Source organism: Paludisphaera sp. (assembly GCF_037189885.1).
In the GTDB taxonomy this organism is placed as follows: Bacteria; Planctomycetota; Planctomycetia; order Isosphaerales; family Isosphaeraceae; genus Paludisphaera.
The window spans coordinates 97,923-116,808 of record NZ_JBBCIR010000054.1 but is presented as its reverse complement, the minus strand read 5'-3'; the positions used below and the strand labels follow the sequence as shown (position 1 = coordinate 116,808).

At 72.7% G+C, this 18,886-nt stretch carries 14 protein-coding genes; 3 read left to right on the top strand and 11 right to left on the bottom strand.

Features of this window, described 5'->3' with window-relative positions:
• Nucleotides 1-7 precede the first annotated feature (7 nt).
• Genes WG209_RS16040 through WG209_RS16030 form a run of 3 tightly spaced genes read right to left on the bottom strand, consistent with a single transcriptional unit; the run spans nucleotide 8 to nucleotide 4,313 of the window.
• Nucleotides 8-1,420, bottom strand: coding sequence for a hypothetical protein (locus WG209_RS16040; protein WP_337176078.1), 1,413 nt, complete (start codon nucleotides 1,418-1,420; stop codon nucleotides 8-10).
• Nucleotides 1,417-3,252, bottom strand: a complete 1,836-nt coding sequence (locus WG209_RS16035) for an AAA family ATPase (protein ID WP_337176077.1) — start codon at nucleotides 3,250-3,252, stop codon at nucleotides 1,417-1,419. Before WG209_RS16035 ends, WG209_RS16040 begins: the two co-directional genes overlap by 4 nt.
• A complete protein-coding gene (locus WG209_RS16030; RefSeq protein ID WP_337176076.1) occupies nucleotides 3,249-4,313 on the bottom strand; it encodes a hypothetical protein in 1,065 nt (354 codons plus the stop codon). The genes WG209_RS16035 and WG209_RS16030 overlap by 4 nt, the downstream gene beginning before the upstream one ends.
• 261 nt (nucleotides 4,314-4,574) lie before the next feature.
• Here WG209_RS16030 and WG209_RS16025 point away from each other — a divergent pair, with 261 nt between their 5' ends.
• Complete coding sequence (locus tag WG209_RS16025) at nucleotides 4,575-5,123, top strand: superoxide dismutase family protein (RefSeq protein ID WP_337176075.1); 549 nt, start codon at nucleotides 4,575-4,577, stop codon at nucleotides 5,121-5,123.
• A gap of 101 nt (nucleotides 5,124-5,224) precedes the next feature.
• Here WG209_RS16025 and WG209_RS16020 read toward each other — a convergent pair whose 3' ends face one another.
• On the bottom strand, nucleotides 5,225-5,725 hold the full coding sequence (locus tag WG209_RS16020) for a dTDP-4-dehydrorhamnose 3,5-epimerase family protein (protein ID WP_337176074.1): 501 nt from the start codon (nucleotides 5,723-5,725) through the stop codon (nucleotides 5,225-5,227).
• Between the two features lie 171 nt (nucleotides 5,726-5,896).
• The gene (locus WG209_RS16015; protein ID WP_337176073.1) at nucleotides 5,897-6,148 is read right to left on the bottom strand and encodes a hypothetical protein; all 252 of its coding nucleotides are present in this window, start codon (nucleotides 6,146-6,148) and stop codon (nucleotides 5,897-5,899) included.
• A gap of 278 nt (nucleotides 6,149-6,426) precedes the next feature.
• Here WG209_RS16015 and WG209_RS16010 point away from each other — a divergent pair, with 278 nt between their 5' ends.
• On the top strand, nucleotides 6,427-8,268 hold the full coding sequence (locus WG209_RS16010) for a hypothetical protein (protein ID WP_337176072.1): 1,842 nt from the start codon (nucleotides 6,427-6,429) through the stop codon (nucleotides 8,266-8,268).
• A 793-nt stretch (nucleotides 8,269-9,061) separates the two neighbouring features.
• Complete coding sequence (locus WG209_RS16005) at nucleotides 9,062-9,550, top strand: VOC family protein (protein ID WP_337176071.1); 489 nt, start codon at nucleotides 9,062-9,064, stop codon at nucleotides 9,548-9,550.
• Nucleotides 9,551-9,815: 265 nt separating this feature from the next.
• On the opposite strand, the gene WG209_RS16000 is transcribed toward WG209_RS16005, so the two are convergent.
• From WG209_RS16000 to WG209_RS15975, 6 genes are all read right to left on the bottom strand, one after another.
• A complete protein-coding gene (locus tag WG209_RS16000; protein ID WP_337176070.1) occupies nucleotides 9,816-10,802 on the bottom strand; it encodes a site-specific DNA-methyltransferase in 987 nt (328 codons plus the stop codon).
• 8 nt (nucleotides 10,803-10,810) lie between these two features.
• On the bottom strand, nucleotides 10,811-12,028 hold the full coding sequence (locus WG209_RS15995) for a sigma-54 dependent transcriptional regulator (protein WP_337176069.1): 1,218 nt from the start codon (nucleotides 12,026-12,028) through the stop codon (nucleotides 10,811-10,813).
• Nucleotides 12,029-12,377: 349 nt separating this feature from the next.
• On the bottom strand, nucleotides 12,378-14,582 hold the full coding sequence (locus WG209_RS15990; RefSeq protein WP_337176068.1) for a HEAT repeat domain-containing protein: 2,205 nt from the start codon (nucleotides 14,580-14,582) through the stop codon (nucleotides 12,378-12,380).
• A gap of 62 nt (nucleotides 14,583-14,644) precedes the next feature.
• Entirely contained in the window at nucleotides 14,645-15,928 is a 1,284-nt protein-coding gene (lysA, locus tag WG209_RS15985; RefSeq protein WP_337176067.1) for a diaminopimelate decarboxylase, read from the bottom strand.
• Nucleotides 15,929-16,202: 274 nt separating this feature from the next.
• The gene (gene argH / locus WG209_RS15980; RefSeq protein WP_337176066.1) at nucleotides 16,203-17,588 is read right to left on the bottom strand and encodes an argininosuccinate lyase; all 1,386 of its coding nucleotides are present in this window, start codon (nucleotides 17,586-17,588) and stop codon (nucleotides 16,203-16,205) included.
• Nucleotides 17,589-17,782: 194 nt separating this feature from the next.
• Entirely contained in the window at nucleotides 17,783-18,868 is a 1,086-nt protein-coding gene (locus WG209_RS15975; RefSeq protein ID WP_337176065.1) for an NAD(P)-dependent oxidoreductase, read from the bottom strand.
• Nucleotides 18,869-18,886 lie beyond the last annotated feature (18 nt).

The window sequence follows — 18,886 nt, the reverse complement described above, 5'->3', positions numbered from 1 at the left end:
GGATCGATCAGGTCGCCGGCTTGAGCACCTTCTCCAGCCCCTCCGTCAGCACCGCCTCGGCGTCGGGGGCGACCCAGCACCAGTCGTGGAGGTTGGCGTCGCGTTCGGCGACGCGGTCGGCGGTGGGGATGTAGCCGGTGGCGGCGTCTCCGTAGGCGATCGCGACGACGGGCTTGTCGGGGCGGAGGCGCTGGGCCAGGAGCTGGAACGCGACGTAGGTCTCGCCGGGGCAGAGGACCAGGGCGACGGGGCCCAGGTCGAGCGCGGGGAGGTCGATCGGCCGGCCGGCGGCGAGGCGGGCGCGCCAGCTCAGGCCCATCGCGGCGAGGCACTGGCCGAAGGGCTTCGAGTCGTCCTTCAGGCGCGCCAGGAGGTCGGCCTCGGTGAAGCCCTCGTCCTCCCTCGCGGTGAAGGTCAGGGGCTCGACGCGGTACGAGGCCGCCTCCAGGGGCGACGGTTGGACAGCCTCCCAGGCGCGGGCCATCGCGGCTTCCAGGCGAGCGGCCAGCGCGGGGCGGTTCTCCGGGGAGCCGTCGTTGTACTTGCCGGCCGTGACGTCGCCGCCGCAGCCGGAGAGATAGACCTGCGCCACGCCGGGCATGGCCTTGGCGCGGGCGCGGCGGGCCATGCCGACGAAGTCCGCGGAGACCTCCCCCTTGCCGTAGTAGCTCATGGGGTGGATGGCGTAGTGGTTCAGGCAGGCGACCGGCTCGTCGCCGTCCCAGAAGCCGACGGCCGTGACGAACGGGTCGATCGGCCCCTCGTCGGCCGCGTGGGCGTCGGGATCCTTCGAGGCGCTGGTGCGGGCGTGGGTGATCGAGCCGTCGGGGCGGACGAACCGCCGGCTCGCCCCCAGCCGCTCGCCCCTCGCGCGGCCGACGCCGACGCGGGTGACGCGTCGCGGCGGCTTCCTCATCGCCTTCCCCGCGGCGCGGGCCACGCGGCCGACGGCCAGCTCATGGAAATCGAGGTTGCAGACACGGCCGACGCAGCCCTCGCGCTCCAGGATCCGTTCCGCCTCCAGGTCGGCGATCGGGGCGTCGTGCTGATGGACGGCCGACAGCATGACGCGGGAGGGGTCGGTCCCCACGGCCTTCGCGACGGCCTCGCGCCAGCGGTCGTAGGCGTCGTTGCGGATCTCGCACCAGTCGACGGACACGATCGCCACCGGCTTCTCCAGCGTCCCCCCCCTGAGCACGACGCCGATCGCCTCCAGGGGATCCGCCACGCTCTTGACCGGCTCGATCCCGCCCCCCATGCAGGGGTGCCCGACCGGCGGCGTGACGTCGGCGGAGAAGGTCGACAGCTCCCACGGGCGGTCGGTCTCTCCCCGGGCTCGCCCGCGCGAGCCCCCCAGCGCGACCGCGGCGAAGGCGGCCAGGGCGTCGCGGCGTCGGATCGAGTTTCGATGTTCGCTCATATGCTGGTCCCCTCGGACGCTGTGGCGTCTAGGTTCAGGATGGTGCGCAACGGCCGCAGGCTGGTCAGGGGGCGGGCGTCCCGGCGCCAGGGCTCGAAGGCGGGGTCGTCGGCCTTGCGGGCGCGGAAGGCGACGAAGGCGGCCATCGCCCGCCAGTCGGAATCCTCGACGACGACGCACGCGCCGCCGTCGGCCTCGAACTCGGACAGGATCGCGGCGATCCGCGTCTTCCGGCCGCCGGTCGGGAATGGGACGGAACGCACGGCCACGGAGCGCCGATTGTGCGCCGCGGCCCAGCTCTCCAGCTCGTCGATCTGCTTCCCCAGCCCGCCCCCTTGCTGGCCGCGGTTGCAGATGGCGGCCACGAACTTCGTCCTCGGCCCCTCGTAGAGGATGAAGCGGTCGTCGGCCTGGACGCGCGCGGCCGGAGGGTCGTCGCCGAGCTCGTCGGCGGCTTCGCGGAGCGCGCGGGCCAGGAGTTCGGCCAGCTCGGGATCCTCGGTCGGGACCGGGTCGGCCTGGGCGGAGCGGAAGTCGTTCCACGCCTGCTCGATCCCGATGAAGGCGCGACGGCCCTCGTCGACGGCCGCCGGCGGCCGGGGCGGCGCGGCCCCCTCAGAGGGAGGGTACGCGGCCATCTTCCCTTCCTCGACGCAGCGCTCGCGGTACGCCTGGCACTCCTGGAGGACGTCGCGGGCGCGGAGGCCGACGAGGGCGGAGATTAGCGACGCGGGGATGGGCGCCGTGGGGTCTTCGGGGTCGGGCTCGACGCCCCGCGAGCGGAACAGGAATTCGAGCCGCCGCGCGATCAGGTCGCGGACCTCGTCGGGGCCGCACGGGGTCTCCAGCACGGCGGGGCGGGGGTCGTGCTCGACGCGGTCGCGGACCGGCCGCGTGAGCATCGGCTTCAGCTCGTCGTAGAAGTTCTCCAGGCACGAGACGACGACGATGGCCGAGGGGACGCGGCTGAGCAGGTCGCAGAGCGTGGCCATCGCGCGGCGGAACTTGGGACCGGCCTCGTCCAGGTCGAAGACGTCCTCGAGCTGGTCCACGCAGATCGCCAGCGGTGCCCGGTCGGCCGCGTGGATGAGCTTGCCGAGCCGCTCGATCATGCGGGAGCAGGCGTCGGCGTAGGTGCTCGGGTCCAGCCCGCCGAGGTAGCGGCGGTCGCGGTCGGTCATGGACTCGCAGCGCAGGTACTTGAGCAGGCGAGCATGGATCGCCGGGTCGTCGGCCTGGAGGTAGAGCATCGCCTGGATCAGGTAGACGTCGACGCCCCCCAGCCGGGGGTCGCGGATCAGCGCGTCGGCCAGGTCGGAGACGAGGGAGTCGGCCGCGGCCTGGCTCATGCCCCCCTCGCGGAGCCGGTCGACGGCCTCGCGGCCGGCGTCGGGGAGCATGGCGACGAGGCGGTCGGAGATCCGCCGGAGGCCGGACTCGGGGTCGCGCCCCTCGAAGTACGGCCGGTCCAGCGAGTCCACCACGTTGTTCAGGGCGTACCGGGCGTAGTCGCCGGTATACGAGGTCATCTGCATGTAGGCGCAGTAGCCCCGGCCCTCGCCGTGGAGCCGGGCGCGGAACGCCCGCATGAGGTGGGTCTTGCCGCTGCCCGACTCGCCCAGCAGGAGCAGCAGGCGGCCCGTCGCCGGCCCGTCGGCGGCGGCCGCGCGCTCGACGGCCCGGTCGAACCACGACCGGACGCGGGCGTGGATCGTCCGGACGTCGAACGGGTCGGGACGCCAGACGTCCGAGGCCGTCGCGACCGCGTGGAACGGGTCGGCGGCCGCGGGCGAGCAGAACGCGGCGGCTCGGGCGTCGGGGGCGGCGTTCATGAGGGGGACTCCCGGCCCAGGTCGTCGCGGACGAAGTGGAAGCAGGTGTTCATATAGGGAACCTCCGAGAGCAGGACGTCTTCGGGGTCCATCGCCTGGACGAGGTCGGCCCGCGAGAGGCTGAGGAGCCGGGCGTTGTTGGCCTCGGCCAGGCGCCTCTTGAAGAGGGCGTAGTCGCCGTCGCGGAAGGCCGGCTCGTCGCCGAGGGCCCGCCAGACGTGGACGACGAAGACCTTGTCGTCGCCGTGCCGGCCCGACTCGCAGCCCCGCGCCGCCTCGCGGACGAGCCGGGCGAACTCGGCCAGCTCCAGCGGCGGGGCGGCGGGGGCCTCGGCCGTCGCGGGGGATTCGGGCCCGGCGTCCGCCGCCTCCTCGACGGCCCAGCGGCGGATGACCTCGTCGCGCAGGTCCTTCAGCGGTTTGCCGGCCGCGCCCAGCCGCTCGGCGATCAGGCGGTCGAGCGACGCCTTGGAGGGGAGGGGGGTGAGCGGGGCGTTGGCGAGCGCCCGGCGGAGCAGGGCGGCCTGGACGGTCTCCAGCGTCACCTTCTCCCTGGGTCCCATGCCCAGGTGCTTGCGCGTCCAGGCGTCCCTGGCCTGCTTGAGCGTCGGCGTCCCCCCCAGGCCCAGGCCGGCCAGGCGGTCCAGCAGCACGGCGCGGAGGACGTCGTCCTTGGCGAGCGTCGCCGACCCCGCCAGCCCCAGGGCCGTCGCCGTCAGGAGCGACTTCTTCAGGCTCGCCCAGGTCGGCTTGGGCTTCGCGGGAAGCTCCTTCACGCCCAGCGCCGCCAGCGCGGCGCGGCGGCCCTCGTCGGTGGCCGCGAAGGTCGACGGCGCCCGCGCGGTCCTCCCCTCGGACCGGACGACCAGCCCCGACGCGGCCAGCTTGATGAGGGCCCGCTCGACCACCGCCGCCAGCTCGCCGCCCGGCCAACGTCGGCCGAGGATCGGGTCCAGATCCTTGCGGACGTCCGCCGCCTTGGCCCCCTTGGTCCCGGCGAGCAGGACGCGGAGCAGGGCGAGGGACTCGGCGGGGGACAGCGGCGATTCCGGCGTCGACATGATCGAGGATCCCGGTGAGATCGCGAGGCGGACCGTGTCACCATGATCGCGGCCGGCGCGGCGCGGGGCAAGCGGTCGCCGTCGGGGGGGCCGTCGCGGATAATCCGGCGGCCCGGCCTTTGCATGCAATGTACGGGATCGATCGAGCCCGGCCCCTTGAGGCGGGACCCTCGGGCGGCTACCCTCGATCGTCTCGGCAGCGCCGCCGGCCGCACCGCCGGCGGCGCGGACGTCAGCCACAACCCCAGGAGAATGAAGACGATGACGATCTACCGAAGCGCCGCGGCCGTGGCGTTGTGCGGCCTGATCGGCCTGGCCACCCCGGCCTTCGCCCAGCACGCCGACGCCCACGACGCCCCGGCCGTCACCAAGGCCGAGGCGATCATGATCCCGACCAAGGGGAGCAGGGTCGAGGGGCGCATCACCTTCACCCAGGAAGGCGACAAGATGCACGTCCAGGCCATCCTCACCGGCCTGACGCCCGGCCCCCACGGCTTCCACATCCACGAGTTCGGCGTGTGGTCGGAAGACGGCATGGCGACCGGCGGCCACTTCAACCCGACCAGCCACCCCCACGCCGACGTCCACTCCCCCGAGCGCCACGTGGGCGACCTGGGGAACATCGTGGCCGACGAGGACGGCAAGGCCACCCTGGAACTGAAGGACTCGCTCCTCAAGTTCCACGGCCCCACCTCGATCCTGGGCCGCGGCGTCGTGGTGCATGAGAAGGCCGACGACCTGGTCAGCCAGCCCTCCGGCGACGCGGGCGGCCGACTGGCCGTGGGGACGATCGGCGTCGCCAAGCCCTGACGCGACCGAGGCCGATGAATGCCGACGGCGGGCGGGGCGCGATCGGATCGATCCGCCTCGCCCGCCGCGTCGTTTCGAAGGAACTGCCGAGGCCGCCCCGCTCAGTCGAGCAGGAACCGCGGGGGGTCGGCTTCCTCGTGGCGGATCTCGTCGACCGGCTCCTTCTTGCCCCAGCCGGCGTAGAGGCGGTTGGGGGCGTTGAGGACCAGGCCGGGGACCTCGCCGACGTTCCGATAGGCGTGGACGACGCCGGGGGGGATCCAGACCGCGGCCGGGTTGGACTCGCCCATGATCTCGACGTGGCGGTGGCCGTAGGTGGGGCTGTCCTTGCGGGCGTCCCACAGGTAGAGCTTGAAGTCCGACGGGCCGACGAAGCCGAAGCCGTCGGTCTGGTCGACGTGCTCATGCGGCCCCCGCGCGACGCCGGGGAGCGTCGACGAGATGTAGGTCATGACCGGCCAGCGATCCTCCTCCAGCCCGTCGTGGCGGAAGATCTCGATCAGCCACCCGCGATTATCGCTGAACTTCTTGAGGTGGCGGATCTCGACGCCCTCGATGGGGCCGTCGACGTATTCCGTGGCTTCGACCGCTTCGGACACCATGGTCTGCTCGGACATGCGGTTACGACGGCGATCGTCCTTGACCGCCCCTCCCTGGTAAGGCACCCGGCCGGGCGGGACGGCCGCCCCGCCGACGGAACTTCTCGCCCGGCTTCACCATGTTTCCCCGATCCCGCGCGAACGGTCAACACCGTCCGTCGGCGGAATCCCGGATCATTCGTAGCGCATCGGCTCGACGCGCATGGGCTTGGGGCGAGTCATGCGGTTGTAGTCGTGGCCGGCGTAGCCCCCGACGAACATCGGCTTGACGTCCGGCCGGTCCAGGGAGGGCCGGAACGCGGTCCGTCCTCCGGGGCTGGGCGTGGACGCGAAATAGCGGTCGCGCGCGCACCCGGTCAGGGCGCAGGCCCCGGCCAGACCGACGACCGCGGCGAGGCGGCGGATGTGTTGCGGTCGAAGGTCCATGAAACGTGGGCCTTTCCTGTGCTGACGCGATCCCGGCGATCTTCCCTCCTCCTATTATCGGCACGGCCGCCCCCCCCGCTTGACCCCGACGCCCGCGAGGCCGGCCCCCTCCATGAAAAACTCAAGTCGCCGCCCCTCCCCGCGAGGCCGGACGACCCCTGCAATCGGCTCAAGCCGCGCGTCGAGCGGGACCGATCGAAATGCCTGTCGCGCCCCGGCCTGGCGGCCGTCGGGTCGCCGGGGGAGGCGCGTCGGGGTCCGGTGGGGAAGGGGTCGGGATGACGAAGCGCACCCGAGGTCGGGCCTTGCCGGCGTTCGCCGCGGCGCTCCTGGCGCTGGGGCCGGCCGCGACCGGCCCGAGGCCCGTCCTCGCCGACGGCGGCTCCCCCTGGCGGCTGGGGGAGCCGGTCGCGATCGCCGTCCGCGACGGCGTCGCCGCGTTCGACGTCCCCGCCGACGCGCCGGCGGGCGACCTGCTCGTCGTCGTCTCGTCGCTGTCGCGCGAGGCCGGGCCGTTCCCCATGAGGCTGTCCAACCGGGCCGTCGAGCGGGCGACGCCCGTGGAGATCGCGCCGGAGGCCCCCGCGCGGCCGCCGCGGCTGGTCGCCCCGGCCGTCGCGGCCGAGCCGGAGCCGCCGCTCCTCCCCCCCGAGCCCCGCCGCGACTTCCACATCATGACCCGCGAGGGGGACGTGGGGATCGCCTCCAACTATGAGAAGGTGGCCGGGACGCTGAGCGCGGTCGGCCGCCGCGTGCAGGTGTACGTCGCCGACGACGACCGGGGGCGGGTCGACGCCGAGACGCTGGCCGACGTGGTGGAGACCTTCGACGACCACGTCCACCCGGTCGCCGCCCGGACGATCGGCCTGGCCGAGGACGCCGACGGCGACGGCCGCTTCACGGTCTTCTTCTCCAGCCGGCTGACGCGCCTGGCGGGGGGCCGGCACGCCGTCGACGGCTACGTCCGCGTGACCGACCTGGACCCCGCGTTCCCCCCGCCGTTCGGCGACCGCGGCGACGTGATGCACCTGAGCACCGCCCTCCGCGCCGGGCCGCACCTCCGCGCGGTCATGGCCCACGAATACACGCACGCGGTGGTCTACACGCGAAAATCCCTGCATCGGCCGATCGGCGCCGGGACGCCCCTGGAGGAGGAAGGGTGGCTGGACGAGGCCATGGCCCACCTCAACGAGGATCTCCACGGCTTCGGCCGATCGAACCTCGACTACCGCGTCAGCGCGTTCCTGTCGCGGCCGGAGCGCTACCGGCTGGTGGTGGACGACTATTACTCGGCCGACCTGTTCCGCAGCCACGGCAACCGCGGCAGCACGTACCTGTTCCTCCGCTGGTGCGCCGACCGCTTCGGCCCCGACCTCCTCCCCACGCTGGTCGCCTCGGAGTTGCACGGGGTCGCGAACCTGGAGGCGGCGACCGGGCGACGGTTCGAGGACCTGTTCCGCGCCTGGGCCTTCGACCTCCACGCCCGGCCCGAGGGCCCGGCGTTCGCCGGCTATCGCGACCGCGACCGCGCCGGGACGTGGCCGGCGGCCGGGCCGAGGCCGTCGCGGGTCGCCGAGGGGCGCGACGACCTGTGGGAGGCGGCCGGGGCCAGCCCGCGCCACGTCCTGGTCGATCGCGTCCGGGGGAAGGCCGTCCGGGTCCGCGTCGAGTCCCTCGCGGAGTCGGACCTCCAGGTGACTGCCGCGATCCTCCCGGCCGCGCCCAGGGTCGACCTGTCGGCCCGCGCCTACGCCTCGGCCGACGGCGGCGTGATGCTCCGGCTCTCGGCCCGGGAGCGGGGGGTCGCTCCGGCACGTTTGGTGGGCCTGGCGTGGGAGCCCGTCACGCCCCCCCCCGACGCCCACCGCTCGCCGATCCAGCCCGGTCGACTCGGCCCCGACGAGTTCCGCGCCGCCTTCGGCCCGGGGGCGATCCCGGCCGGCGGCTCGCTCGACTCCCGCCCGATCCGGCTGGGCCCCGCGCCCCTCGCCGGCCCCCTGGTGGTGAAGCTCCTCGCCCTCGCCCCCGACGGCCGACCCGTCACCGCCTGGGCCTCCCTCGGCGAGGATCCGCCCCCCGCCCTCATCGCCGACGACGGCCGAGGGCCGGCCCGCCGATGACCCGGCGAGCCCGCGAGAAGTTGGCTTCGTTCGCGCCACGGGCCGGCAGTCCCAGTCGCGACAACCCGATGTCCATCATCAGTTTATCACGATTTCAAGTTGGCTTCGTTCGTCGAAATCGATGTGTGAAACCCATTCGCGGGCGGCCGTATTCCGTCCCCTCTCCCGCCGGGAGAGGGCGGCCGCGCCACCGGCGGGTGAGGGCCGTCGCGCTTCGGGGATCGCTCCGGCCGCGCGAATCGCCTTTTGTGGCGCGGGCGTCCCACCTATACGCGCGAGCCGACGCCATGCAGGCGAGACGCCCGCGCCACAATGGGACGAAAGCCGACGCGCCTCGAACAGCTAGCGCCGGCCGCGCGAATCGTGAACCGCCGCGTTTCGTACCGTCCGACGACCCTCACCCGGCCCTTCGGGCCCCACCCTCTCCCGGCGGGAGAGGGGACGCGGGTTGCACGCTCATGGAACATGGAGCATTGGTCGCCGAGCCTCGCCCTGGAAAGGTCGGCGCGCACGGCCCCCTGATTCCGCTCCCCTGATGCCCGTCGAATTGCCAAGGAACGATCATCCACCGAATATGCTCCCGTGATGTCGCCTCGGGATTTCAGGTTTCGAAGAGGAAATTGCGAGTCCGACCCGCCCACCCACGATCATGCATGCGGAAAACCGGTGAAAGCCCGATCCGTACTGCACACCCGTTGACAATCGGACGATAACAGGGTTGAATCCGGGGCCGTCGCACTTAATGTTCATGCGAACATTGGCGACGAGCCCTAACTTCGACGGGAGGTGGACGATGGCCGACACGCAGACGAAGGGGTTCCCGACGATCACGCCGCACCTGGTTGTGAAGGGGGGGGCGGAGGCGATCGAGTTCTACAAGAAGGCGTTCGGGGCGCGGGAGCGGTTCCGGATGCCGTGGCCGAGCCCGGACGGGGTGGAGCGGGTCGGCCACGCGGAGCTGATGATCGGCGACGCGGTCGTGATGCTGGCCGACGAGTTCCCGGAGCACGGCTCGGTCGCGCCTTCGGGCCAGGGGGCGAGCGTGGTGATCCACCTCCAGTCGCCCGACGTCGACGCGACGATGGCGCAGGCGGCCGAGGCCGGGGCGACGATCACCATGCCGGCCGAGAACGCGTTCTGGGGCGACCGCTACGGCAAGCTGATCGACCCGTTCGGCCACCACTGGTCCGTCGCCACGAAGGTCGAGGACGTCTCGCCCGAGGAGCTGAAGAAGCGCATGGACGCCATGTTCGCGGCCTCCCCCGACCCCTGCGCCGGGTGATTTCGGGACTTCGGGAAGACGCTCAGAGCGCCCTTCCCCCCCGGTGGGGGAAGGTGGCCCGGAGGGCCGGATGAGGGGGGGACGAGCGAAACGACCTCCGGAGTTCGAGGGGCCTTCCCCAGGCCGTCGGCCCGCAAGCCGAGGTTCCGAACTCCGAGACTCCGCGGGCGGGCTCCCCCTCATCTGACCGCTGCGCGGTCTGTCTTCCCCCACCAGGGGGGAAGACCGTTGAAATCACGCAAGCCGTCTCGTCCTCCGGCCCCGTTCACGCCCCGGCTTGCTTGGCGGCGCGGCGACGGCGGGGGGTGGGCTGGTCGGGGGTCTTGCGGCCGCCGGCGAGGGGGTCGGGGCCCCCTTCGAGGGGCTGGCCGGGGGAGGCGGCGTCCAGGCGCTTGCGGGCGGCGGCGGCGTAGTCGTCGGAGAGTTCGAAGCCGATGTAGCGGCGGTCGAGCTTCTTGGCGACGGTCAGCGTCGTGCCGCTGCCGGCGAAGGGGTCGAGGACGACCTCGCCGGGGTTGGAGCTGGCGCGGATGATCCGGCCGAGCACCTGCTCGGGCATCTGGCAGCCGTGGAAGCCGGCGCGTTCCTTGAAAGTGCCGCAGACGCGCGGGAAGTACCAGGTGTCCTCGTCCGGCTGGAAGCCCTGGGCCATGTCCTGGGGGCGGAGGATCCAGGTGTCGTCCGGCAGCCGGCCGTTGGGGTTGGCCCGGATGTCGTCGTAGACGAGCTGCCGCGCCGACGGGACCCGGATCTGGGGGTCGTCGGCGTTGAAGGTGAAACGTTTGGGGTCCTTCAAGAAGTAGAGCAGGTGGGCGTGGCTGCGGGCGAATTTTCGCCGACAGTGGACCCCAAACGTATAGTACCAAACCACCCAGGACCGCAGGGTCAGCCCCAGCTCGCGGTGGAAGATCCACTTCATCTCGGCGGCGTATTCGTCGCCGATCGCGATCCAGAACGTCCCGTCGGGCTTGAGCGCGCGAACGACCTCGCGTCCCCACCGCCTGGTCCAATCGAGGTAGGCGTCGGGGTCGCGGGCGTCGTCGTAGACATCGTAATCATAGCCGATGTTGAAGGGGGGGTCGGCGAAAATCAGGTCGACCGAGGCGTCCTCGATCCGGGGCAACAGTCGCAGGCAGTCCCCCGCGTGCAAACGATCGAGTTCGAGCGGAGTCCCGGCCGATCGGCTGGAATTCGGCGCGCCCGGGGCCGGCGCCCCGTCGGAGGCGGGGGGGATGAGGTCGGCTTTGCGCATATTCGGGCTCACTCGTCGTTGGGGGGGTGGGCATCGCCGATCCGTCCGCCGTCCTGGGCCTCCTCGCCTTCGCCTTCGGCCGGGGGGGCCGAGGCGCTGTCGTCGATGCGATACTCCGTCAGCTTCTTGTGCAGGGTGTTGCGGTTGATCCCCAGCCGCGCCGCGGCCTTGATCTGGACGCGGTCGCTCGCCCGCAGGACCTGCTGGATCAGCTCGCGCTCGACCCGGCCGACGACGCGGTCGTGCAGGTCGTTGGCGGCGGGGCCGGCGTCGCGGATCCCCTGGCGGACCAGCTCGGTCGTGAGGGCGGCGAGGTCGGAGCCCGCGATCGCGCCGGCGCCCCCCGCGGCGCGAGGGCGGGCGGGGCGGGGGGGGGCCTCGCCGCGGAGCTGGGGGGGCAGGTGCTCCACCAGCAGCTCGGGGCCGTCGCCGAGGATCACGGCGCGCTCGACGTAGTTCTGCAGCTCGCGGACGTTCCCCGGCCAGTCGTGCTCGCGGAGCCGGCGCATGGCGTCGGGGTGGACCCGTCGCACGTCCTTGCGGTTCTGCTCGGCGTAGCGCCTGAGGAAGGCCTCGACCAGCGACTCGACGTCGTCCCGGCGCTCGCGGAGCGGCGGCAGGTGGATGGGGACGACGTTGAGTCGGTAGTAGAGGTCCTCCCGGAAGCGGCCGGCGTCGATCTCGTCGAGGAGGTCGCGGTTGGTGGCGGCGACGATCCGGGTGTCGACCTTCTTGGTGTTGTTGTCGCCGACGCGCTCGAACTCCCCCTCCTGCAGGACGCGCAGGAGCTTCACCTGGAGCTTGGGGGAGGTGCTGTTGACCTCGTCGAGGAAGATGGTGCCGGCGTGGGCGGCCTCGAACCGGCCGGTGCGGTTGTCGACGGCGCCGGTGACCGCGCCCTTGACGTGGCCGAACAGCTCGGACTCCAGCAGGCTCTCCGTCAGGGCGCCGCAGTTGACGCGGACGTAGGGGCCGGTGGAGCGCGGGCTGAGGTCGTGGACGGCCCGCGCGATGAGTTCCTTGCCGGTGCCGGTCTCCCCCACGATCAGGACGCAGGCGCGCGAGGGCGCGACGCGGCGGACGGCCGTGAAGACCTCGCGCATCGCGGCCGCCGCGCCGATCACCCCCGGGAGGGGGGCGTTCGGGTCGAGGGCGGGGGCCGGGTCGTGCCCCCGGAACGAGGGCCTGAGCGGTCGACCGTAACTCGGCCGGGTCTCGATGGGCATGGATCGGGCCGTTCCTGGTGTCGCTGCGTCCTTGATGCGGCCGGGTCGGGCCGGCCGGCCTTAGCGGCATGGGTCTCTGTGCGGTTGTCGCGGCCGTCGCAAGGTCGGGTCGGGTCGGGTCGGGCATCCTAACGTCCTTCCCCCCTGGAGGGGGAAGGTGGCCCGGAGGGCCGGATGCGGGGGGGAAGAGCGAGGCGGCCGTCGGAGTTCGGAGGGGCCTTCCCCGGCCGCCGGCCCGGCCCAAGGTTCCGAAATCCGAAGCTACCTGGGCAGCCCCCCCTCATCTGACTCCTTCGGAGTCTGTCTTCCCCCTCCAGGGGGGAAGACCGTTCACGCGAGGGGCCATGATTCAGCGCGGGGCCGGCCGGTCGGCGTCGCGCGAGGCGCGGCGGAGGGCGCCGAGGGCCGCGCCCAGGCCGGCTCGCAGCTCGACGTCGCCCTCGGAGGCGTAGGCGTCGGCGAGCTTGGCCTCCTGGTCCGGGGCCAGCATCGGGCCGAAGCGCTGGAGGCTACGGGCCAGGAGCCTGGCACCGTCGCGTCGCAGCTCGGGGTCGCGGGAGGCGTCGAGGATCGCGTCGGCCAGGGCGCGCTGCGCCCGGGGGCTGGGGATCTCGGCCAGGGTCGCGGCCACGGGGCCCTGGACGTCGCGCAGGCCGATCGCGCCGACGAGCAGCTCGTCGACGCCGGCCAGATCGGGGACGAACAGGCTCCGGGGGCTGTCGGCGATCCTGGCCAGGGCCTCGGCCGCCCGCCTGGCCTGGGAGGCGCGCTCCTCGCCGCTCAGGAGGGAGGGGCGGCCGATCTGCCGCTCCAGCGCCTCGGGATCGTCGGTATGGACGATGAACTTCACGCCGGGGTAGTTCGCGGGCAGGTTGGGCCGGCGGTATTCCAGGTCGCGCGGCCCGTAGATGAACAGGGGGAGGGACGCGACGCGGGCGTCGCCCCGGAACATCGAGAGGACGTCCTGGACGTCCCACGAGCCGCCCGCCTGGTCGTGCGCGGCGAGGATCAGCTCGACGTCGGCCGACTCGACCGCGGCGGCGAAGGCGGCCTCGCCGGTGGGCTCGGCCTGGACCTGGTAGCCCATGGCGCGGAGCGAGCCGGCCATCTGGGAGGCCCGGCCGGGGTTGCCGTCGACGATCACGGCGCGGGGGCTCTCGCCGCTGAGCAGGAACCGGGCGAGGGTGGGGACGACGCGGCTCGACCCGGGGAACGGCCGCGGCGGCGCGAGGTCGACGATGGCCTTCGCCGCGGCGAGCTGGAGCCGGCGGCCGGGGGCCGAGAGGGCCTCGACCAGCGGGTGCTGGCGGCCCCCCTCGGCGGCCAGCGCGGGGTCGGCCACCCGCCCGAGCGCCCGGGCGGCGGCGGCGGCGAGCGTGGGGCGGCCGGTGGCGATCGCCTCGCGGACGAGGTCGCCGAGCACGCCGGGCCCGGCGGCGAGCGCCTCGCCGTAGGTCTCCAGGTCGTCGCCCGGGAAGTTCTCGTAGCCGACCTTGTCGACGGCCCGAGACAGCTTGAAGCCGAGGCTGACGACCTGGGCGCGGCGGTCGCCGGGCGCCAGCCGGAGGGCCTGCTCCGCGAACGCGCCGCCGAAGATCCCCTCGACGTCCACGCGCTTCGCCAGGGTGGGGGCGGGGGCGTTCCGCGCCGGGTCCCATCGCCAGAGGAGGACCTGCTCGCTGGGCATCTCGTACTGCCGGCGGACGAAGGCGTCGGCGGCGTCGCTCAGGGTCTGGACGGGGGACTTCGGCTGCTGGGCGAACGGCCTGCCGGTCAGCCGCTCGATCGCCAGCGTCGCGGCCGCCTTGACCGGCGGCGGGGAGTCGGGCGAGGCGGCCGGGTAGGTCAGGAACGGGATCGCGCGGGGGTCGCCCAGGTCGCCGAGGATCCGGGCGGCGTCGGCGGCGATCATCGGGTCGGGGCTGTCGAGCGCGGCGATCCAGGCGGGGGTCGACGAGGTGTCGAGCCGGCCGGCGGCGTCGACCAGGCGCTCGCGCCGCGGGTCGGTCGCGTTGTACTTGCCCATCTCGGCCACGATCGCCGGCACGGCGAAGGAGCCGGACTCGCGGAGGCGGTCGACGGCGTAATCGCGCTCCTCGCGGGAGGCGAGCAGGCCGGGGATGTATGACTTGATGCGCTCGGGGTCGGCCTGGAGGCGGCGGGCGGCGGCGACGAGGCGGTCGGCCAGGGGGGCGGCGTAGGGCCGGGTGGCCGGGTCGTCGGCCAGGCGCAGGAACGAGCCGGGGCCGAAGCGGTCGCGGAGCTTCAGCAGCTCGGCGTCGTCGACCTCCAGCTTGTTGAACGCCTCGATGTAGGGGACGGCCTGGCGCCCCTGGCCGGTGCGCGAGAGGTAGTCGACGGCCTCCCAGAGCTGCTCGGGCGACCTGGGCTCGACGGCGAACAGGTCGGGGCCGGGCGCCTGGGCGAGGGCCGGCGGCGCGGCGGCCGGCCAGGCCAGCCCCAGGGCGGCGAGCACCCCGACGGCGACGGCCCGCCGCCGGGCGCCCGAGGAATCCCCGCATCGGTCGATCGAGCGAACTCTGTGGTGAGGCATGAGGTTGGTCCGATGCGAGCGATGGGGTCGAATGGGTCCGGGGGCCGTTCCCCCGCCGCGGCTTACAGCCCCTCCTCCGCGGCCACCAGGTCGTCGAGGGTCTCGCGACGGCGGGCCAGCCGGGCGGTGCCCCCCTCGACGAGCACCTCGGCGGCGCGGGGGCGGGTGTTGTAGTTGGAGGCCATGACCATGCCGTACGCGCCGGCGGAGAACGTCGCCAGGAGGTCGCCCCGGTCCAGCGGCGGCAGCGCGCGGTCCTTGGCGAGGAAGTCGCCGCTCTCGCAGATCGGGCCGACCACGTCGCGGGGCTCGGTGCCGGGGATCTCGGCCTCGTAGTCGGCCGGCGGAGCGGGGAACCCCTCCGGGACCGCCACGGGCCAGATCCGGTGGAACGACTCGTAGAGCGCCGGCCGGATCAGGTCGTTCATGGCGGCGTCCTGGATGAGGAACCGCTTGTCGCCCGACTGCTTGGTATATAACACACGGCTGACGAGCACGCCGGCGTTCCCGGCGATCACCCGCCCCGGCTCGATCGCCAGCCGGCAGCCGGCCGCCTTGATCCCCGGCAGGATGGCGTCGGCGAATTCCTTGATCGGCCTGGCCTCCGGGCCCCTGTAGCCGATGCCGTAGCCCCCGCCCATGTTGTACCAGGCGACCGGGTGGCCCATCGCGCGCAGCTTGCCGATCAGCTCCACGCCCTTCTCGACGGCCTTGGCGTAGGGCTCGACGGTGGTGATCTGCGAGCCGATGTGCATGTGCATGCCGATCATCGTCAGGCTCGGCATGCCCTTGACGCCCTCGGCGATCCGCAGGGCCCGCTCGATGTCCACGCCGAACTTGGACTGCTTCTGCCCGGTCGACGTGTAGCGGTGCGTCTTGGGGTCGACGTCCGGGTTGACCCGCAGCGCGATCGGCGCGACGCGGCCCATCGACGAGGCGACGCGGGCGATGGCCTCCAGCTCGGCCTCGCTCTCCACGTTGAACATCAGGACGCCGGCCTCGATCGCCTGGGCGATCTCCGGGTCGCTCTTGCCGACCCCGGCGAAGACGGTCCGCGCCGGGTCGCCGCCGGCCCTCAGCACGCGGAACAGCTCGCCGCCGGAGACGACGTCGAACCCGCTGCCGTGGGCCTTCAGCAGCCGCAGGATCGACAGGTTGGAGTTCGCCTTCACCGAGTAGCAGACCAGCGGGTCCACCTCGGCGTAGACCTCCTGCAAGGTCTTCAGCGTGTCCACGATCGCCGACCCGCTGTAGACGTACAGCGGCGTCCCGTACTCCTCCGCCAGCCGGGCGACGGGGACGTCCTCGCAGTAGAGCTGATTGTCGCGGTACTGAAACGCTTCCATGGACGGGGTCGCTCGGGGAAAGAGTGTTTCGGGAGGATCGTTCCCGGGATCAATCAATCATTTGAGAGGTCGAATCAAGCATCCCTTCTCCCCTCGTGGGAGAAGGTGGCCGAGTGCCGGATGAGAGGGTCATCACGATGGCCTTCGGTCGCGCCCCCCTCATCCGCCCCGTTGGGGCACCTTCTCCCACGAGGGGAGAAGGGGGTGAGGCGACCGAGCGATCCTCCGCGACGGGACGCCGAGAGTGCATCCCTCGTCTGGCCTCGGCTCGCGGTCAGTCCAGTTCCAGCTTCGACTTCCAGCGCCCCAACTGCCGATCCACCTCGGCGGGGGCGGTGGAGCCGTACGACTTGAACGCCTGGACCGCCTTCTCGACCCCCAGGATGTCGCGGGCCTCGGGGCCCAGCTTGGGGGAGGCTTCGGCGAGGTCGGCGTCGGAGAGGTCGGCCAGGCGCTTGAGGCCCCGACGCTCGCAGAGGCCGACCAGCCGGCCGATGACCTCGTGCGCGGTGCGCTGGGGGACGCCTTGCAGGATCAGGTGCTCCATCAGCGTCGTGGCGTCGAGATAGCCCTCGTCCAGCCGCTCGTTGATCCGGTCGGGCCGGAGGTTCGCCCCCTCGACGACCACGGCGGCCAGCTCGACGCACGCCTCGACGGTGTCGAAAGCGTCGAACAGGGGGAGCTTGTCCTCTTGCAGGTCGCGGTTGTACGCCAGCGGCAGGCCCTTGATGAGGACCAGGAGCGTCGTCAGCGAGCCGACCACGCGGGCCGACCGGCCCCGGATCAGCTCCAGCACGTCCGGGTTCTTCTTCTGGGGCATGATGCTGGAGCCGGTGCAGATGGCGTCCGGCAGGGCCAGGAAGCCGAACTCCTGCGTGCTCCAGAGGATCCACTCCTCGGCCCAGCCCGAGAGGTGCTCGGCGATCAGCGTCAGGGCGAAGACCGACTCGATGGCGAAGTCGCGGTCGCTGGAGACGTCCAGGCTGTTCGCGGCGACGCCGTCGAAGCCGAGCTCGCGGGCGGCGAAGTCGCGGTCGATGGGGATGCTCGTCCCGGCGAGCGCCGCGGCGCCCAGCGGCAGGACGTTCAGCCGCTTGCGGGCGTCGGCCAGCCGGCCGCGGTCGCGTTCGAGCTTCTCGACGAACGCCAGGAAGTAGTGCGGGGCCAGGACGGGCTGGGCGCGCTGCAAGTGGGTGTAGCCGGGGAGGATGATCCCCCGGTGGCGGTCGGCGGAGCGGACGAAGGCGCGTTGGAGTTCGAGCAGGCCGGCGTCGACGCGGTCGATGGCGTCGCGGGCCCAGAGCTTGACGTCGGTGGAGACCTGGTCGTTGCGGCTGCGGCCGGTGTGGAGCTTGCGGCCGAGGTCGCCCAGCTTCTCGGTGAGGGCGGCCTCGATGTGCATGTGCACGTCTTCGCGCTCGAGCACGAACGGGAAGTCGCCGGCCTCGATCCTCGCCTCAATCTCCGACAGCCCGGCGACGATGGCGTCGCGTTCGGCCTCGGTCAGCAGGCCGACGTGGGCCAGCATCCGGGCGTGCGCCTGGGAGCCCCGGACGTCGTGGCGGTAGAGGCGGCGGTCGAAGGAGATCGACTCCGTGAACTCTTCCACCCGCCGATCCGTCCCGGCCTCGAACCGCCCGCCCCAGGGCTTGCTCGCCACGTCCCGACCCCCTTCGCTCGCCGAGTGGTGCGCGCCCCGTCGCTGCGCGCGGATTCAGCACTCCAGGCCCAAGTATAGGCATCCCCCCGCGTCCAATTCAAGAATCCGCGAGGCGCGCGGCCCGGCGAACGGGCTGGTTGGCGCCTATGTGCCGCTTCGGCGGGTCAATCCGCCCCGGCGTGCGCGCTATGCGGTCAGGCGGGCGTCGGGGAGCCGGCCGGCTTCGGGAGCCGGGAGGGGGGCGTCAGCTTGTTCACGCGGTAGAACGTCTCCGGGTCGGCGCGGAAGTTCGCGACCATGGCGGGCAGGGTCTCGCGCACGGTGCGCCGGGGGTCCCAGTCCAGCAGCTCGCGGGCGCGCGAGGCGTCCAGCTCGATGTGGTCGTCGGCGATGTTGATCATCCAGGGCTGGATGAAATGCCCGGAGCCGGGCAGGGCGTTCAGGAACCGCGCGCCCGCCCTGGCGATCACCTTGGGGACGGGCCTGGTCTTCCAGTCCTCGGCGTGCAGCAGCAGCCCCAGCGCGTGCTGGATGTCCCCGTAGGCGACCGTCTCCGCGGAGAGGTTCAGGACGAGGTCGGGCGGCAGTTGCGCCCGGCGGTCGACGACGCGGGCGAGGGCGTCGATCAGATCCTCCCGGTGGACGAACGACTGGCCGTGGGCGGGGTCGCCCGGGTAGAAGCGGCCGATGAACCAGCGCTCGGCGACGCGCTGGAGATGGTTCGCCAGCGGCGGCGAGTGGCCCTCCTCGTCGTACACGGCCGCAATTCGAACGATCACCGTGGGGATCGACCCGCGCGTCTCCTGGACGACTAGCTCGGCGGCCGCCTTCGACTCGGGATACGCCCACATCGGCGCGAGGGGGGCGTCCTCGGCCTGTGGGCGGCCGGGTTCGGTCGGGCCGTAGACGAGGGACGTGCTGGCGAAGACGAACTGGCCCACGTCGCGGTCCCGGAGCAGGCGGAGCATGCGCTCGGTGCCGCCCACGGTCAGCTCGCCGTACTTGGGGCTGGGCCTGCCCGAGAAGTCGTAATAGGCGGCCAGGTGGACGACCGACTCGATCCGACTCCCCTGTTCCCGCTCGACCCGGTCGAGCGCGCCGGCGACGCTCGACTCGGAGGTGAGGTCGACGTCCATCGTGTCGACGCCCGGGGGAGGGTGGGGCAGGCCGGCGTTGTCGAAGGCGACGACGTGGTAGCGGTCGCGCAAGGCGAGCGCGAGGGCCGAGCCGATCAGGCCGCTCCCCCCGGTGATGATGACGGTGCCCCGGTGCGTGCTCATCGGCCGTCCCCTCTCGTC

Excerpts from the sequence above, each read along its gene's own strand:
- WG209_RS16040 (WP_337176078.1), bottom strand. The coding sequence starts at position 1,420 with ATGAGCGAACATCGAAACTCGATCCGACGCCGCGACGCCCTGGCCGCC.
- WG209_RS16035 (WP_337176077.1), bottom strand. The coding sequence starts at position 3,252 with ATGAACGCCGCCCCCGACGCCCGAGCCGCCGCGTTCTGCTCGCCCGCG.
- WG209_RS16030 (WP_337176076.1), bottom strand. The coding sequence starts at position 4,313 with ATGTCGACGCCGGAATCGCCGCTGTCCCCCGCCGAGTCCCTCGCCCTG.
- WG209_RS16025 (WP_337176075.1), top strand. The coding sequence starts at position 4,575 with ATGACGATCTACCGAAGCGCCGCGGCCGTGGCGTTGTGCGGCCTGATC.
- WG209_RS16020 (WP_337176074.1), bottom strand. The coding sequence starts at position 5,725 with ATGGTGTCCGAAGCGGTCGAAGCCACGGAATACGTCGACGGCCCCATC.
- WG209_RS16015 (WP_337176073.1), bottom strand. The coding sequence starts at position 6,148 with ATGGACCTTCGACCGCAACACATCCGCCGCCTCGCCGCGGTCGTCGGT.
- WG209_RS16010 (WP_337176072.1), top strand. The coding sequence starts at position 6,427 with ATGACGAAGCGCACCCGAGGTCGGGCCTTGCCGGCGTTCGCCGCGGCG.
- WG209_RS16005 (WP_337176071.1), top strand. The coding sequence starts at position 9,062 with ATGGCCGACACGCAGACGAAGGGGTTCCCGACGATCACGCCGCACCTG.
- WG209_RS16000 (WP_337176070.1), bottom strand. The coding sequence starts at position 10,802 with ATGCGCAAAGCCGACCTCATCCCCCCCGCCTCCGACGGGGCGCCGGCC.
- WG209_RS15995 (WP_337176069.1), bottom strand. The coding sequence starts at position 12,028 with ATGCCCATCGAGACCCGGCCGAGTTACGGTCGACCGCTCAGGCCCTCG.
- WG209_RS15990 (WP_337176068.1), bottom strand. The coding sequence starts at position 14,582 with ATGCCTCACCACAGAGTTCGCTCGATCGACCGATGCGGGGATTCCTCG.
- lysA (WP_337176067.1), bottom strand. The coding sequence starts at position 15,928 with ATGGAAGCGTTTCAGTACCGCGACAATCAGCTCTACTGCGAGGACGTC.
- WG209_RS15975 (WP_337176065.1), bottom strand. The coding sequence starts at position 18,868 with ATGAGCACGCACCGGGGCACCGTCATCATCACCGGGGGGAGCGGCCTG.